The organism is Brasilonema sennae CENA114 (assembly GCF_006968745.1).
Taxonomy (GTDB): domain Bacteria; phylum Cyanobacteriota; class Cyanobacteriia; order Cyanobacteriales; family Nostocaceae; genus Brasilonema; species Brasilonema sennae.
The window spans coordinates 6,910,997-6,925,741 of record NZ_CP030118.1; the positions used below are offsets into that span (position 1 = coordinate 6,910,997).

At 41.8% G+C, this 14,745-nt stretch carries 13 protein-coding genes; 9 read left to right on the forward strand and 4 right to left on the reverse strand.

Translation table 11 applies throughout. The annotated features are described in order from the left end of the window. Positions 1 to 8: 8 nt before the first annotated feature. The gene (locus DP114_RS28775; RefSeq protein WP_169265355.1) at positions 9 to 302 is read right to left on the reverse strand and encodes a hypothetical protein; all 294 of its coding nucleotides are present in this window, start codon (positions 300 to 302) and stop codon (positions 9 to 11) included. A gap of 258 nt (positions 303 to 560) precedes the next feature. Between DP114_RS28775 and DP114_RS28780 the strand changes: the two genes are divergently transcribed. From DP114_RS28780 to DP114_RS28815, 8 genes are all read left to right on the forward strand, one after another. After that, positions 561 to 803, forward strand: a complete 243-nt coding sequence (locus DP114_RS28780) for a hypothetical protein (protein WP_169265354.1) — start codon at positions 561 to 563, stop codon at positions 801 to 803. Positions 804 to 911: 108 nt separating this feature from the next. Further along, positions 912 to 1,583, forward strand: coding sequence for a sigma-70 family RNA polymerase sigma factor (locus DP114_RS28785; RefSeq protein WP_169265353.1), 672 nt, complete (start codon positions 912 to 914; stop codon positions 1,581 to 1,583). Next, positions 1,576 to 2,565, forward strand: a complete 990-nt coding sequence (locus DP114_RS28790; RefSeq protein ID WP_246162860.1) for a DUF1822 family protein — start codon at positions 1,576 to 1,578, stop codon at positions 2,563 to 2,565. Before DP114_RS28785 ends, DP114_RS28790 begins: the two co-directional genes overlap by 8 nt. A 488-nt stretch (positions 2,566 to 3,053) precedes the next feature. Then, positions 3,054 to 7,016, forward strand: a complete 3,963-nt coding sequence (locus DP114_RS28795) for an nSTAND1 domain-containing NTPase (protein ID WP_216669945.1) — start codon at positions 3,054 to 3,056, stop codon at positions 7,014 to 7,016. A gap of 368 nt (positions 7,017 to 7,384) precedes the next feature. Next, positions 7,385 to 7,684 (forward strand): Mo-dependent nitrogenase C-terminal domain-containing protein, encoded by a 300-nt coding sequence (locus DP114_RS28800; RefSeq protein WP_169265352.1) that lies wholly within the window; start codon positions 7,385 to 7,387, stop codon positions 7,682 to 7,684. Positions 7,685 to 7,858: 174 nt separating this feature from the next. Next, complete coding sequence (locus DP114_RS28805) at positions 7,859 to 8,035, forward strand: hypothetical protein (RefSeq protein ID WP_169265351.1); 177 nt, start codon at positions 7,859 to 7,861, stop codon at positions 8,033 to 8,035. A gap of 236 nt (positions 8,036 to 8,271) precedes the next feature. Next, a complete protein-coding gene (locus DP114_RS28810; protein ID WP_169265350.1) occupies positions 8,272 to 8,487 on the forward strand; it encodes a hypothetical protein in 216 nt (71 codons plus the stop codon). Between the two features lie 51 nt (positions 8,488 to 8,538). Further along, positions 8,539 to 8,793: a hypothetical protein gene (locus DP114_RS28815; RefSeq protein ID WP_169265349.1), complete on the forward strand. Its 255-nt coding sequence runs from the start codon at positions 8,539 to 8,541 to the stop codon at positions 8,791 to 8,793. A 746-nt stretch (positions 8,794 to 9,539) separates the two neighbouring features. Here DP114_RS28815 and DP114_RS28820 read toward each other — a convergent pair. The 3 genes from DP114_RS28820 to modA form a co-directional block, all read right to left on the reverse strand. After that, positions 9,540 to 10,967, reverse strand: a complete 1,428-nt coding sequence (locus tag DP114_RS28820) for an aldehyde dehydrogenase family protein (RefSeq protein ID WP_171977760.1) — start codon at positions 10,965 to 10,967, stop codon at positions 9,540 to 9,542. 3 nt (positions 10,968 to 10,970) lie between these two features. Then, entirely contained in the window at positions 10,971 to 12,014 is a 1,044-nt protein-coding gene (locus tag DP114_RS28825) for a nitrilase-related carbon-nitrogen hydrolase (RefSeq protein ID WP_171977761.1), read from the reverse strand. Positions 12,015 to 12,220: 206 nt separating this feature from the next. Continuing rightward, positions 12,221 to 13,120, reverse strand: coding sequence for a molybdate ABC transporter substrate-binding protein (gene modA / locus DP114_RS28830; RefSeq protein WP_169268226.1), 900 nt, complete (start codon positions 13,118 to 13,120; stop codon positions 12,221 to 12,223). 587 nt (positions 13,121 to 13,707) lie between these two features. On the opposite strand from modA, the gene DP114_RS28835 reads away from it, so the two are divergent. Further along, the gene (locus DP114_RS28835; RefSeq protein ID WP_169268221.1) at positions 13,708 to 14,652 is read left to right on the forward strand and encodes a lysophospholipid acyltransferase family protein; all 945 of its coding nucleotides are present in this window, start codon (positions 13,708 to 13,710) and stop codon (positions 14,650 to 14,652) included. Positions 14,653 to 14,745: the final 93 nt, after the last annotated feature.

A 14,745-nucleotide genomic window follows, 5' to 3' on the forward strand; every position in this document is an offset into this window, starting at 1 on the left:
GTGACTTCTCAATTGACTGTCTCTGTAATTTCAATGCTAGAATTGGTTGCCCCAGCTACTGAGAACACTGGCACTTTTCCAAAGAGGGCATCTGCATAATGGTTGACACATCCTTCAATCAGGTTCACATTTTGAAACATATCGGCGATCGCCTGATTGACCACTCGCCCTTCTTGTGTCTCTCCCTTCCCACGAATTCCTATCCAGTATTGAAACAAATTAGATTCGTAGTAGTTTCTGTTATCTTCTACAAAATTTCTATGTAAATAATCCCCTTCACGAGTAAAGTTGGGTTTAATCATAATCTTTTATGGGTTGTGCAAATTTGTACTACCTTCTAAATTACAATATCGCGTATAGAAAGCCGATGAGATAAAACGATGACCTTAAGTAAAAAGACAGGAACTTCCCTCAAAGCAGCGGTCTTATTTGAACTGGGATGATCCAACTGAGCGCTCAATAGCGTTAGAAACCATTCTCAACGCTTTAGATAGACTGGAGTTGCAGTTACAAAAAAAACTGAATATTCGGCGCTAAATGACGCTCAAGAAGTACTCGAAGTGGCGCGACAAATTCAACTGCAAAATGTAACTATTGATGAAATTGGGCAACCAATACTGAGTAAAGGTGTAGCTAAAGCTCGTCGCATTTCAATTGAAGACCCACCAGATATGCGTCATGGACGTAAAGTCTGTCGGGGGAAGCAACCCAAGCGGCGAGCTTTACGTAAAAGTCGCTCACAACGGTTTGATGGCTATAAACGTCATCACCTACTAGTCGGAAACCTCACGGAAGCCTGCTAAAAAAATCTATTGTAAATTTTTGTAACCTTTCCCACAGGATTTGGATAAAAGCCACAATTACCATCCGATAGTTTTTAGAGGAATACGATTCTCGCCAATGAATAATTTATGAACGAGCAACAGCTTCAAGAGCTAGCTCTACAAGCCCAACAACACGCCCTAGGGACAACAATTAGACGGATAACTTTATCAAAACTAATCGATGATATATACCGCTCAGGCAAACTTTGCCACCCATATAAAGGTCAATTTTCAGGAGTTTATGAACAAATTTATCAGGAGGCTGTACAAGACCTATTTTTGTATATCTGTAAAAATCTTCATAAGTACGACCCGGAACGGGCTTCATTTATGACTTGGGTTAATATGTTATTAAGTCAACGTTTTTTTAAAGAGGCTATTCCCAAAATAATTGGTAAAGCCAATGAAATTAATGTCGAAAGCTCTGTCTTAGAAAACTTGGAAGATTTGGTATTTGACGATAGCGAGAACGAGGATAATTATATCTTTGCTTTTAAAAAAATCAGACGATATATAGAGATAGACCCAAAAGGAATTTTTAAACAAGCACATATCAAAAAATATCCGCAAGTAAATTTCCAAGAAATTGCTGTTAAAAGATGGTCAGGTATATCTTGGAAAGACATTTCCGAAGAATTGAATATTCCAGTGGCAACATTAAGTAATTTTTATCAGCGAACTTTAGAAAAATTTCGCGACGAATTTAGAGATTTATGTGGTAGTGAAGACTTAACGAGTGAGGAAAAAAACTATGAGTGACATGGCAACTATTTCTACATTTACTGGTCCGATATCAACCGTCGCTCGCAGGCTGGCAGAAAAATGCTCAAGACAGCAAGCTACCCCAGAAAAAAGCCAGCAGGTTTTGCTTAATACCTTGTCTGTATCTTTTGTGAATTTCTATCTAGATTGTATGGGGTTTGAAACTGACACTTATGCGAGTGACAGTTGGAATCCGGTACAACAAACTCTGATGGATGTAGCTGATTTATTGATTACAAATTTGGGGAAGTTGGAATGCCGTCCGGTATTAGAAAATGCACAGTTTGTTTATGTGCCACAGGAAGTCCAATCAAACCGGATTGGCTATGTTGCTGTGGAAATAAGTGAAGATTTACAATCAGCCAAGTTGTTAGGATTTGTCAAGGAGGTATCAATTGAATACTTACCTATTAATCAACTAAATCCTCTAGAAAATTTACTGAATTATTTAGAATCTCTACAATTACAAACAACTAAAGACAAGAGTCAAAATTTAGGTTTATCTAATCAAAATTTGGGTTCATCTAGCCAAAGTGTTGTGAACTTCAAAAGATGGTTTGAGAATATTTTTGATTCAGGTTGGTCAACAATTGAATCTATATTCTTAACTGAACCAGTTTGGCAATTTAGAAGTGCTGAAGATGGATTAAAAAACTCTGTTGAACGGGCTAAATTGATTGATTTTGGGATAAAAGCCAACAGAGAATCAGTAGGGATAGTTGTTAAAGTCAGTCATGACGAAAGCAACTGTGACGAGATGAAAATTATTGTGGAGTTACACCCAACAAATGGTCAAGAGTACTTGCCATCTTCTCTGCATGTGATGATTTTAGATGAAGAGGGAACTGCTGTTATGGAAGCTAAAGCCAAAAACGATAACAAAAAAATTGCATTGGAGTTTAACGCTGCTGTGGGGGATAATTTCAGCGTCAATATAGCTTTAGAAAATGTCAGCGTAGTAGAAAATTTTGTTGTCTAGAAAATTACCAAGCCCCTTCCGGGCGGGAACAGGAAACTCTTAATAGGGAACAGTGAAAGGGTTTTTGTATTCGCAATGTATTTAGAGAACTAGCCATTTCTAAGGCACCCGTTCCAGAAAATTGTATCTCAGAAAGGAATATTGCCGTTATACCATTTCACGAAATACTTGATACAAATGATTTTTCTACAATTATTTCCCCCTGCACCCTGCACCCTGCCCCCCTGCTGTCCATTTGTATCAATCTTAAAGTGAAACGGTATTACCCGTGCTTCTTTCTTTGTATATCAAATTACTATGAAATTTTGAAACGATTGCTAGACAAAAAACTATATTTTATGCTTTTACCTTCAGCATCCAAAATTTTGTTTGGCCACAGTCTAACCTGACATTAATGAAAGCGATAGGTTGCAATTCAAGTTTAATTTTTGCGTAAATTTCTTAGAGAAAGTGTAGCTTAAATAGAAGCACTCATTTTTTTGCGACCAATGACAAAATTAGTTGTCTTAAAATTAGACGGCGATTTACAACAGGGTGTAAGGGTAACGCTTTCAATTGCTTTTGAAGGTATTAGTCCTCATAAAGAAGTCACTGGTAATCTACCAACAGTTACAGAATTGCAGACAACAATTGACCAATGGCGATCGCACTATCGAAGCTTAGGAAGTCCAAATCGCGCTCTCAAAGCTAAAAAAGTTACTTACGATGGTTCTATTACTGGCAAATACGAAGACTGCAAAAATTCCGCAACTGAGTTACAAAAGCGACTAAATAACTGGCTGCTTTCGGAATCTTTTCGCTCCATCCGGGAGAGTTGGTTAAAAGAATTACAAGAAAATGAAATAGTACGGATACTAATTCGCACATCTAGTCCACAATTACGACAAATACCTTGGCATCTTTGGGATTTGGTGGAAGAATACCCCCATGCCGAACTGGCTTTGAGTGCAACCGATTATCAAAAAACTATAACAACGAAAACTCCTACCTACAGAGATAAAGTCAAAATTCTGGCGATTTTGGGCAACAGTACTGGTATTGATGTGGAAACAGACCGCAGGTTACTCAATAGTTTACCGGATGCCGATGTCACCTTTTTAGTACAGCCCCAACGTCATGAAATTAATGACCAATTGTGGGAAAAACCTTGGGATATCCTGTTTTTTGCAGGTCATAGTCAAACTGTAGGAGATAGGGGTCGCATATATATTAATGAAAATAAAGAAAGCTTAACTACTGATGACCTCAAATATGGCTTGAAAAAGGCGAAGAGCAACGGGTTAGCCGTGGCGATTTTCAATTCCTGTGATGGTTTAGGATTAGCATCTGAGTTAGAAACGCTACATATTCCCCAAATTATTGTCATGCGGGAACAAGTACCAGATGAAGTGGCGCAGATATTTTTAAAGCATTTTTTAGAGAATTTTGCTTCGGGTAGTAAGTCCTTATATCAAGCAGCCAAGGAAGCCAGGTTAAAGTTGCATGGACTTGAGGATAAATATCCCTGTGCTTCTTGGTTACCAGTAATTTGTCACAATACAGGTGCAACCCCACCAAATTGGTTAGACTTAGGTCGCCGTCCCACCGATATTATTCCCTATCGTGGTTTATTTGCCTTCCGGGAGGAAGATGCACAATTCTTTTTTGGACGAGAAACTTTCACCGATATGTTGGTGGATGCAGTACAAAATCAACCCTTGGTAGCGGTGATTGGTTCTAGTGGTAGTGGTAAATCCAGTGTGGTGTTTGCAGGTTTGGTCAAACGTCTGCGAGATGCTGGAAATTGGCATATTGTTGACTTTCGTCCCGGTTCCAGACCCTTGTTTAATCTGGCAACTGCCCTTGTTGACCAGCAAGAATACTGTTTTGATAGAGCTTACCTTGAAAAAGCAGGGGAGCGCTTAGCAGGGAGCAGGGGAGAAAAGGAGCAAGGGAGCGGTAAGCGGAGCTATCCCGTAGGGAATCGCCCACAAGGAAATTCTCAAAAAGAGTCCCAAATCACCGAACCTGTACTTAGCCGCACTGAACGCTTGCGGGAGATTAGAAACCTTGCCAGCGACCTGGAACAGTATGAAAATGGGTTGCGGGATGTGGTGGATGATATCCTCAAACTTGACCCCAGCCAGCGTTTGTTGCTAGTTGCTGACCAATTTGAAGAACTTTACACTCTTTGCAGAGATACAGGAGAACGCCAAACTTTTCTAGATAGATTACTCGAAGCAATCTATAATTGTCGTAATTTTACTTTTGTCATCACTCTTAGGGCAGATTTTTTGGGACAAGCATTATCTTATCGTCCCTTTGCCGATGCCTTACAGTATGCAGACTTAAAACTTGGTCCGATGACGGATGAGGAATTGCAAGCAGCAGTAGAAAAACCTGCGGCGTTGCTGGGGGTGACAATTGAGGAGGGGCTTGTTGAGCGCATTCTTTCCACTATTAGTGTCGAACCGGGGAATTTACCTTTATTGGAGTTTGCCTTGACTCAACTGTGGGCAAAACAACAAGATGCCCAGTTAACCCGTGCTGTTTACAAGGAAATTGGTGGAGTAGAAGCAGCATTAGCTTGTTATGCTGACCAAGCATATAATCAGCTTAACTTTGAGGAAAAAGAAAGGGCACAGCGAATTTTTATCCAACTGGTGCATCCAGGGGAAGGAGCGGAGGATACCCGTCGTGTAGCTACCCGTGCTGAGGTGGGTGAAGAAAATTGGGATTTGGTAACTCGCTTGGCTAATGCTCGTTTAGTAGTTACGGGAAGGGATGAGAAAACGGGTTTAGATACAGTAGAGGTTGTTCATGAAGCCTTGATCCGCAGTTGGGGACAATTACATCAGTGGATGCAGCAAGATAGGGACTTTCGTCACTGGCAAGAGCAATTGCGGGTAGCAATGCGTACTTGGGAGAGTAGCGGTAATGATGAAGGGGCGCTGTTGCGAGGTAAGCCACTGGTAGATGCTGAATATTGGGAAAGACAACGTTTTTTAGAATTGAGTCCGGTGGAGAGGAGTTTTATTGGGCTAAGTGTGGAATTGCGCGATAGGGAACAAAAGCAGCAAGAACGCAGAAGACGGCTGACTTTTTCTGGACTGGCAGCGGGTTTGGTGTTAGCTTTGGGTTTAGCTGGGCTAGCGGGTATAGGCTGGGGGAATGCTGAAATCAGTCAAATTAATGCCTTAACCCAAAGTTCCGATGGGTTTTTGAGTTCAAATAATGGGCGAAAAGCTGTCGAATCAAGCGTAAAAGCTGCTATAAAAATGCGAGGTAAATTCTGGGTAGATGCGAATACACGCACTCAGGTAAAACTGGCATTATTAAATACAGTTCACAATGTTGCCGCACCTAACACCTTGGGAGGACACGCAAACTGGGTTAATGGCATCAGTTTCAGTCCCGATGGCAAGATGCTAGCTTCTGTCAGTAATGACAGCACGGTGAAACTGTGGGATACCAGCACCAGCAAAGAAATCAAAACCCTTACTGGGCATACAAACGCGGTTAATGGCATCAGTTTCAGTCCCGATGGCAAGATGCTAGCCTCTGTCAGTAATGACAGCACGGTGAAACTGTGGGATACCAGCACCGGCAAAGAAATCAAAACCCTTACTGGACACGCAAACGCGGTTAATGGCATCACCTTCAGTCCCGATGGCAAGATGCTAGCTTCTGCCAGTAATGACAGCACGGTGAAACTGTGGGATACCAGCACCGGCAAAGAAATCAAAACTCTTACTGGGCATACAAACGCGGTTAATGGCATCACCTTTAGCCCAGATGGCAAGATGCTAGCTTCTGCCAGTGCTGACAGCACGGTGAAACTGTGGGATACCAGCACCGGCAAAGAAATCAAAACCCTTACTGGACACGCAAACTGGGTTTTTGGCATCAGCTTCAGTCCCGATGGCAAGATGCTAGCAACAGCCGGTGTTGACAAGACGGTGAAACTGTGGGATGCCATCACAGGCAAGGAAATCAAAACCCTTACTGAGCATACAAACTGGGTTAATGGCATCAGCTTCAGTCCAGATGGCAAGATACTAGCAACAGCCAGTAATGACAGCACGGTGAAACTGTGGGATACCAGCACCGGCAAGGAAATCAAAACCCTTACTGGGCATACAAACGCGGTTAATGGCATCAGCTTCAGTCCCGATGGCAAGATGCTAGCTTCTGCCAGTGCTGACAGCACGGTGAAACTGTGGGATACCAGCACAGGCAAAGAAATCAAAACCCTTACTGGGCATACAAACTGGGTTTTTGGCATCAGCTTCAGTCCCGATGGCAAGATGCTAGCAACAGCCGGTGTTGACAAGACGGTGAAACTGTGGAGGCTGGATTTTGATTATTTACTCAACGAAGGGTGCAATTTTATGCGCGAGTATTATAAAACCAATCCCCCTGATAATGAGAGTGACAAGCACTTGTGTGATGGAGTTGGTAATAAGAAGTAGTGAGGGGCTGTAATTTTTGACAATTCAATTGAACTTTAGCGTAGTCAAACTTTTATTTGGGGTATTTCAAACTCTTTTAGGCAGTTTTTAAAATCAATCTATTATCAAGGCAATATCAACAGCATAACAGTACCTTTAAAGGTACTTTTTTTATGTAATTCTATCGTCAGAAAAGTACCCATTAGGGTAATACCATTTCATCTAAATGTATGCTGAAGAAAATACCCCAACAAACTTAGGATATTTTATAAAGTTTTGTTAAAACTCTGCTGCATTTCAGATAAAGAGGTTTTTTATTCACCGAGTAATGTGTAGAGCAACCTCGAATTTCTCTCATCATCAAACTTGTAATGTCAGGAAATGAGCGCATGAACACACACACATTAGATTTACTTTTACCGATACGAAAAAAGCTCGATACTATCGAAATCCAGAATTCAAAATTAGCGCGATTATTGTGCCGAGTAATCCCGGCTTCTTGCCCATTTGCAAGTGACATCAAACTGTTTGGGAACTTAATTATCCATATACCACCCTTGTGTAAGCTCAATCCTCTGTATGAGCAGTTAATTGGTTTACGTTTCCGTGCCCTAAACTACCTTGCTCACTTAAACTCGAACACTTCATGGGATGAAAACGGTGTGAGAAAAAGTAGGCTGAATCGTTGACATAGTGTCATTAATCCATAATCTGACAATGCCAAACAAAAAAATCAGGTAGCAAAGTTGACTCTTTGTTTAGTCAGCAGTCAAGAAAAATGATTGCTATAGCAAAGCGCTTGAGCGCTTCGTCATGCTCAAGGTATTCAAAAAATCAATATTAGGATAACTATTAGGAAAACTATGAACAATATTTTATTAATTGATGAACATCCTGAAACCAAAAACCTCTTAATGAAATGCTTGGAAACAGCAGGGTGTGTTTGGCTCATGCTCGAAACCACAAATCAAACCTTAAAAATTAGGACAAATAATGATGAAACTTCCAACTCAAGCTCAACCTGTTGTCAGAAAAGTTAGCAGAGCAACGATACTCGGCGGTGGTATAGTTCCAAGTCAAGACTGTGAGATGGAGTGCTTCCGCAAGTGTCTCCCAAAAGCATTAAATTGTGCAGTACGCGAAGGAGATTGCGGCTTTTCAGAATGTTTGACAAACTGCAAGAGGATTAAATGCCCGTAACTGCTCGCCGCAACACAGAAGTGCGATTAGAACTCGACATCAAACAATCATTTATAAATACCAAGGAGAAACAATCATGACTACTACAAAGATTCAACAATTTCAAGGAACCTCAAAAGAAGGGGATTTTCAATCTGCTCTTGAGGAAGCCATTAGTGTAGCGTTCGAGGCTTTGCAAGGGAACATATCAGATTTTCGCATTGCATGGAAACTTGTTGAAACATCAGGTAGCAAAGGTGGATTGTTAGGAGAGCAAACGATTACCGTGACGATAGAAGCCCAACCACAGTAGTGCGATCGCTGCTTTCGTAGTGCGTTAACGAAAATAATGGAGGAAAAAAAGATGGAAACTTTACATGGGCTTGTTCTCACCGACATTAGTGCAACCATCACAGTCACTAGCAACGGTTGCACTAAAAAAGATGACTTTAAAATCGAACTCACAAAGTCATTGCCTCCCATCGCGACCTTCATCCGAGTGAAGCCTGATAATTGTGATGCGGTTGCACACAGCATTGACCTCGTCTTCTCTCTCAAAGAAGTTGGGGCTGCTGAGTTCAAAGTGGCTAACCCATTTGTACCTGGTCCGGCAAAGTAAGGCACTCGCTCATGTAGGACGATTGATAAGGGAGCGATCGTTCATGGATGAAGAATGAGGTTCAAACGATCTGAAAAGTTAGAATTAACAAACGCATTGCTATTTGAGAGTGAAATTATCTCAATTATCGAGTGCTAAAAAAAGTAGATTTACCAACTTATAAATTATTACAGCAGTAAGTAATTGTTTCGGCAGTTGCTCACTGCTGCTTTTTTATAAGATTTTTCACATTCATCTATTTCTCCTGATTGAATAAACTACAAATTATATAGATAGAAACAAATTATCAACGCCTAAAAATAATTAATTATCGCTTCTATGAGTACCGTGTTTTTTATTTAAAGATTTACGGCAGTCCTAAATTTTTGATTTACAAGTTTTTGATAAGAGTAATCGAAAAATATTTAATACTTAATTATAATCTTATTGGACTTTGGACAAAAAGAAGCATCTGTGATATGTTCAAATTTTATTGATTTTGTCAATACCTCTAAAGAATGACAAAATCATTTATGATAATGATAATCGCTCAGAAACCCTGATTAGAGTGAAGGGATGACGGTACATTTTTTGTTCCTGAGTTCCCCGCATCAACATTTGATGCCAAGCGAGTATGGTGATGTTTAAAAGGCGACCCTAAAGCGCACGCCCAAAGGGCTAACGCGTAGCGTCTGGTGCAGGAGATACCCGAAGGGCAGTGGCTCCCCTACACCCTTACACCCCCATACCCCTACACCCTTTCTTGGTCAACCACCCGACATGTTATCAAACCACCAAGGATCGCTGATGTTCTTTGTTTTCACTAAAAAAGCTTTTTTTCGCATAAAACGTGTCAGCGCCGCAGGTCCCATGCGGGATCCACCCATACCAGAAAATTTAAAAGCATTTTTTTCTCCCTCATGCATAAGAGCAGTGAGACCAGCATCGTTGATACTGATAGCACCTGCATCTATCTGACGCGCGACTTTCAAAGCTTCTGTTTCCGACGAGGCAAAAACGGCTGCACTCAGTCCATATATAGAGTCGTTTGCCAAGTTCACCGCTTCTTCAATTGTAGAAAAGGGCATCACTGGCATAATAGGACCAAATGTCTCTTCGGTCATCACTTTCATAGAGTGGTCAACAGAAGTGAGAACTGTCGGACGACACCACCAAGATCCTCCGTAATTCTCAACTTCACCGCCACAGTGAACAACTGCTCCCTGTTCCACTGCATCTAGCAGATGGTCGCTGATAATTGCTGCTTGTCTTTCTGCAATAATCGGACCAATTTCTCCATTCTCCAGCCTAGGGTAAGCTAACTCAAGGCGTTGCACTTTGGCTAGCAGTTGTTCAACAAACTTTTCAAAAATAGATTCAGCAACGTAGATCCTCTCTATAGAAAGACACGACTGTCCAGTGTTGACGACAGAACCCCACAAAATTGCTGATGTTGCTAAGTCTAAATTAGCGGACGACAGTACAATAGCCGGGTCTTTACCTCCTAATTCCAAAAAAGCAGGAATAAAGCGTTTGGCTGCTGCTTCTGCTACTTTTCGACCTGTTGCCACACTTCCAGTAAAGCATACCAAATCCACATACTCAATGAGTGCAGCTCCGGTTTCGCCTGCTCCCTCTATAAAAGTTAATACATCACGTAATATTGGAACTGTATTAATTGATGCCAACAATGGTCCGGTAAAGCGGGGAGCAATTTCACTGGGTTTGACGATTACAGCGCAACCAGCGAGTAATGCTGGGATTGTATCGATTGTTGAAAGCAGCAGAGGAAAGTTCCACGGACTAATAACCCCAACTAGAGGGTAAGGAACCGCTGTTTGTTGCAGTTCGATAAAAGAAATTGCTGTATCTTTGACAGATTCTTGCAGCAATTCTGGTGCTAATTTGCACCACCTATCAATGCTAGAGAGGAATGAGTCAATTTCTAATTGCGATATTGATAATCTTCCTGTATCATTGACCAAAGTTTCAAGCAGTTTATCGCGTCCAGATATAATCGCTTGCTTCCACTGTTGCAGAACTTCGATTCTCCCTTCTAAACCAAGCTGCAACCAACCTCTTTGTGCTCTCCGCAAGCGGTTGCATTGCTGTACTATCAGCTTTGGGGGTAGTGGTATAATCACATAATCAAATTTTCCAGTCCAGGGGTTGCGGATTTCTATTGGTTTGGACATGACTCAAATCACCCCTAGTTTAGTTAGGCGCTCTATCGTTTCTTGCTGTGTTTGGATAAAGTGTTTGCGGTCTACTTCTTTTTCCAGCATACTGTTAGCCGGGTAAAAGTGCGAGTGACCATAACTTTCTGCGTAGAGTTCAAACCGTTGTCGTGAAAGTAAATTATTTAACCCTGGGCGGCGGCGGTAGCGGCGTAAAGCAGTCAAGTCTATCTCAGCAAAAGCTGCCATACTTTCCCCTTCGCCTGTCTCGGCTAAAACTAACCCTCGATAGTCAATGATTTTAGAGCCACCATCGGCAGAAGCAACAGGGATGGGGATATTAGCGATGCCTGCCGTATTGGATGAGACTACGTAAGCCATATTTTCCACAGCGCGGCAGATTTTTGCTGCTTCTTTGGGAGCGCGTTCTTTGCCATAAACTTCTGAGGTTGAGTGCAGAAAAATCTCTGCTCCACGCATTGCTAGACAGCGCGCTACTTCCGGATATAAAATTTCTTCTGATGCGATCGCCCCCAAATTCCCAATTTCAGTCTTTGCAACCGGAAACACCCCTTCAAGTCCGTAACAGTCAAGATATTTCTCCCAAACATCATGGGGTGTCGGAGCAAACATAGAATTCAGCCGTCGATACCGCAAGACAACTGACCCTGATGGGTCGATAACAAAGCAGGTTTGAAAGTATAGCTCTGGAAAATTGGGGTCAAGCTCGTAGGCATTACCTGCAATAAAAATACCCTGTTTTTGTGCAATTTTACTGAGTGCTTCGTATTCAGCACCCGCCATTTCTAAACAAGCTTTTTCCCCCCAGACAGCCAGCGACTCTCCCATTGGAAAGCCTGTGAGGAAGTATTCTGGTAGAACAATTAAACGACAGTCAAAGCCGATGAATGCAATACTGGCAGCGATTTGTTGTCCTAAACGCTTGATAGTATTTTGCATCAAAGAACGTGCTTCCTGACGGTCAGTTGCTTGGTTGACTGCATGGCACGTTACCTGAAGTGCTAAGGCTCGAAATGAGTCGATGGTTTGTGGATTGACTGTCATAATCTCGACTTTGTCTAGATTTTCACTATTTTATGTTTTATTGCGATGGGCGATCGCTTTTACAGTCTCTGAGCTTCACGGCTCAGAAAGTGCATTATCCTCCTTAATCATCAGACAAAACTGCAAAAAAACCCAGGCGTAACCTGGGTTAATTCCTACTTACAGTTGTGAGTTCAATTTTGATTGCTGGGTACTGCCAAAAACCTTTAATTCACTGCTGCTTTAGCTTTAGCTTTAGCTGCTTTTCGCTTCATTGCAACACCGAATAGACCTGCTGCTATTGTGCCACCAATAGTCAGAGGTTCGGGAACGGGCTTAGTGAATCCATATGACTGAAACACGGTGAATGCTTGAGGGCTGCCCAGAAAGCTGTTAAAATCTCTAGCTGCATTTAGGTTTTGAGATTGTGCAAGTACAGCAGAACCATAAACAATCGGAGAGTAAAGGTTGGTAGGCGGAGTGTATGCAATTTTGACTAGATCAGGTTGTGTTAGAGCATCTGTGGTGTAAACAACGCCCGCATCTATAGTATCATTAGTGATGCTTGACACTTGATTTAATACATCACGCACATCCGTGCCGTAGACAAGTTTGGGTGGTTGGAGCGATATCCCTGAATTCCTAAATAATTGCTGGGCAAACTGTCCGGCTGGAACAGTCGCAGGATTACCAATAATCACGTTACGGGTCACATTTACTAAGTCTTGAACGCTTGATATAGGTACGGTTGAATTTGTAGGCTGGATTATAGCCAAGGTGTTGCCTACTACGTCTTGTCTGGTTCCTGCTACCAGTTTGCCGTTAGATTGCAGAGTATCTAAGGGTGCTTCGGATACTGGGAAGAAGACATCTATATTTCTATTATCTGTATTTGTTAGGATTTGATTAACCAGAGTACCAGAAGCCCCAAAGGTATTGTTAAAGGTGACGTCTGGATTGCTTAGCTTGTAAAGTGCCTCAGCAGCCTGCAGGCTGCCGTTCAAGCTGGCAGCAGCATAGACGTCAACCGGACCAACTGCAGCAGCTTCTGCTGGTTTTGCTTGGATGCCACCAAAACCCAAAGCAATGCTAGCGCTAGCCAGCGCTAATTTGTGCCTTTTCTTCATGAAAGATTTCCTGCGTTAATGTGCGAGATGTGACTGTGATTTTTCAAATTCCAAATTTCGCACCCACTATTGAAAGTTTGCTTTTTACTCCAGCTAGAAGATAGGGATAAAGTCGTAGCTGGTAAGCAATCTTTGGTAGTTTTGTATTTTTTAAACCTACCTTAATGTTCACTAACTTACAATTATCTCCAAAGCATCTTTATCTAAAAAAGACAGTAGTCTATGTACTTATACTGGTAGAAAATAGCCTTAATTACCAATAAAGTAGGTTAATTCATTTGTTCTATCCTGAAAATTTTGTATAAAGTTATCTTAAAAATTCAATTTTCTATTTAAAAAAGTATACGGTTACTCAGCATATATTGCTTTTATTGTGGTGATTTAGGTTGAAAAAGGGTGTAGGGGTGTAGGGGCATGGGGGTGTAGGAGAAAGACATTATAGCGGTTACCAACCTGGTCAGGTACGTTATAGCAGTTACCAACCTGGTCAGGTACGTTTTTAAAGGTATTAACTCTGAGAAAAAGATTTAGGCGTACCTCAATTGCTTGGGAAACGCTATAAGGTAAAGGTATTCAACAATATTTTTATGCGTAACCAGGACTACGACGACAAAATCTCTAACCCCTTTTCTGAATTATTAGAGCAGTTAAGTATTTTCACAAATAACTCGGGTACTAACTCAAAAGCCTCTGGTCGTAGGTTCGATGGTTGGTCTTTATCGGAGCGAAACCCTGAGATTATAAAAGCTTGGATGCCGATATGGGAATGGTTTTACCGCTACTATTTTCGGGTTCAAACCTCTGGGTGGCATCATATGCCATCAGATGGAAAAGTGTTGATTGTCGGTTCCCATAATGGCGGGTTGGGTTCACCTGATACGTCAATGTTCATGTATGACTGGTTCCGCACTTTTGGTTATGAGCGATTAGCCTACGCCTTGATGCACCCGTCAGCTTGGGATACCCCTATCTTTGCTGTGCCGGGTGCTCCGGTGGGAGCTATTATAGCACATCCCAAAATGGCGAGTGCAGCCCTACGAAAGGATGCAGCACTACTGGTTTACCCAGGAGGTGCACAGGATTTGTTTCGTCCTTACACTTGGCGAAACCGAATTCATCTGGCAAATAATAAGGCGTTCATCAAGTTGGCTTTACGAGAAGAGGTACCAATTGTGCCCATTATTTCTCATGGTGCACACTCAACTTTGATTGTGCTAGCTGATTTCTACCACCAGATGAAACAATTGCATGAATGGGGCTTTCCTTGGTTACTTGATGGGAACACGGGCGTATTCCCAGTTTACCTTGGGCTACCTTGGGGGGTGGGGATTGGACCTTTACCAAATATCCCCTTCCCCATGCAGATTCACACTCACGTCTGTGCACCAATTGTATTTGAGCGTTATGGGCGTGTTGCGGCTCGCGATCGCACCTACGTAGATGCTTGTTACGAACAGGTTCGTGCGATGATGCAAGCTGAACTAGATGAGTTGGTACAAAAGTATGACCGCTCAAAAGGGTTTTCAAAATAACAGACAACACTGAGACTCAAATAAATAAGAACAAAAACAGAGTCTCAGCTATGAATTCGTTAACAATCACTTTTATCTATCGTTTCAAAAACA

Excerpts from the sequence above, each read along its gene's own strand:
- DP114_RS28775 (WP_169265355.1), bottom strand. The coding sequence starts at position 302 with ATGATTAAACCCAACTTTACTCGTGAAGGGGATTATTTACATAGAAAT.
- DP114_RS28785 (WP_169265353.1), top strand. The coding sequence starts at position 912 with ATGAACGAGCAACAGCTTCAAGAGCTAGCTCTACAAGCCCAACAACAC.
- DP114_RS28790 (WP_246162860.1), top strand. The coding sequence starts at position 1,576 with ATGAGTGACATGGCAACTATTTCTACATTTACTGGTCCGATATCAACC.
- DP114_RS28795 (WP_216669945.1), top strand. The coding sequence starts at position 3,054 with ATGACAAAATTAGTTGTCTTAAAATTAGACGGCGATTTACAACAGGGT.
- DP114_RS28800 (WP_169265352.1), top strand. The coding sequence starts at position 7,385 with ATGAACACACACACATTAGATTTACTTTTACCGATACGAAAAAAGCTC.
- DP114_RS28805 (WP_169265351.1), top strand. The coding sequence starts at position 7,859 with ATGAACAATATTTTATTAATTGATGAACATCCTGAAACCAAAAACCTC.
- DP114_RS28810 (WP_169265350.1), top strand. The coding sequence starts at position 8,272 with ATGACTACTACAAAGATTCAACAATTTCAAGGAACCTCAAAAGAAGGG.
- DP114_RS28815 (WP_169265349.1), top strand. The coding sequence starts at position 8,539 with ATGGAAACTTTACATGGGCTTGTTCTCACCGACATTAGTGCAACCATC.
- DP114_RS28820 (WP_171977760.1), bottom strand. The coding sequence starts at position 10,967 with ATGTCCAAACCAATAGAAATCCGCAACCCCTGGACTGGAAAATTTGAT.
- DP114_RS28825 (WP_171977761.1), bottom strand. The coding sequence starts at position 12,014 with ATGACAGTCAATCCACAAACCATCGACTCATTTCGAGCCTTAGCACTT.
- modA (WP_169268226.1), bottom strand. The coding sequence starts at position 13,120 with ATGAAGAAAAGGCACAAATTAGCGCTGGCTAGCGCTAGCATTGCTTTG.
- DP114_RS28835 (WP_169268221.1), top strand. The coding sequence starts at position 13,708 with ATGCGTAACCAGGACTACGACGACAAAATCTCTAACCCCTTTTCTGAA.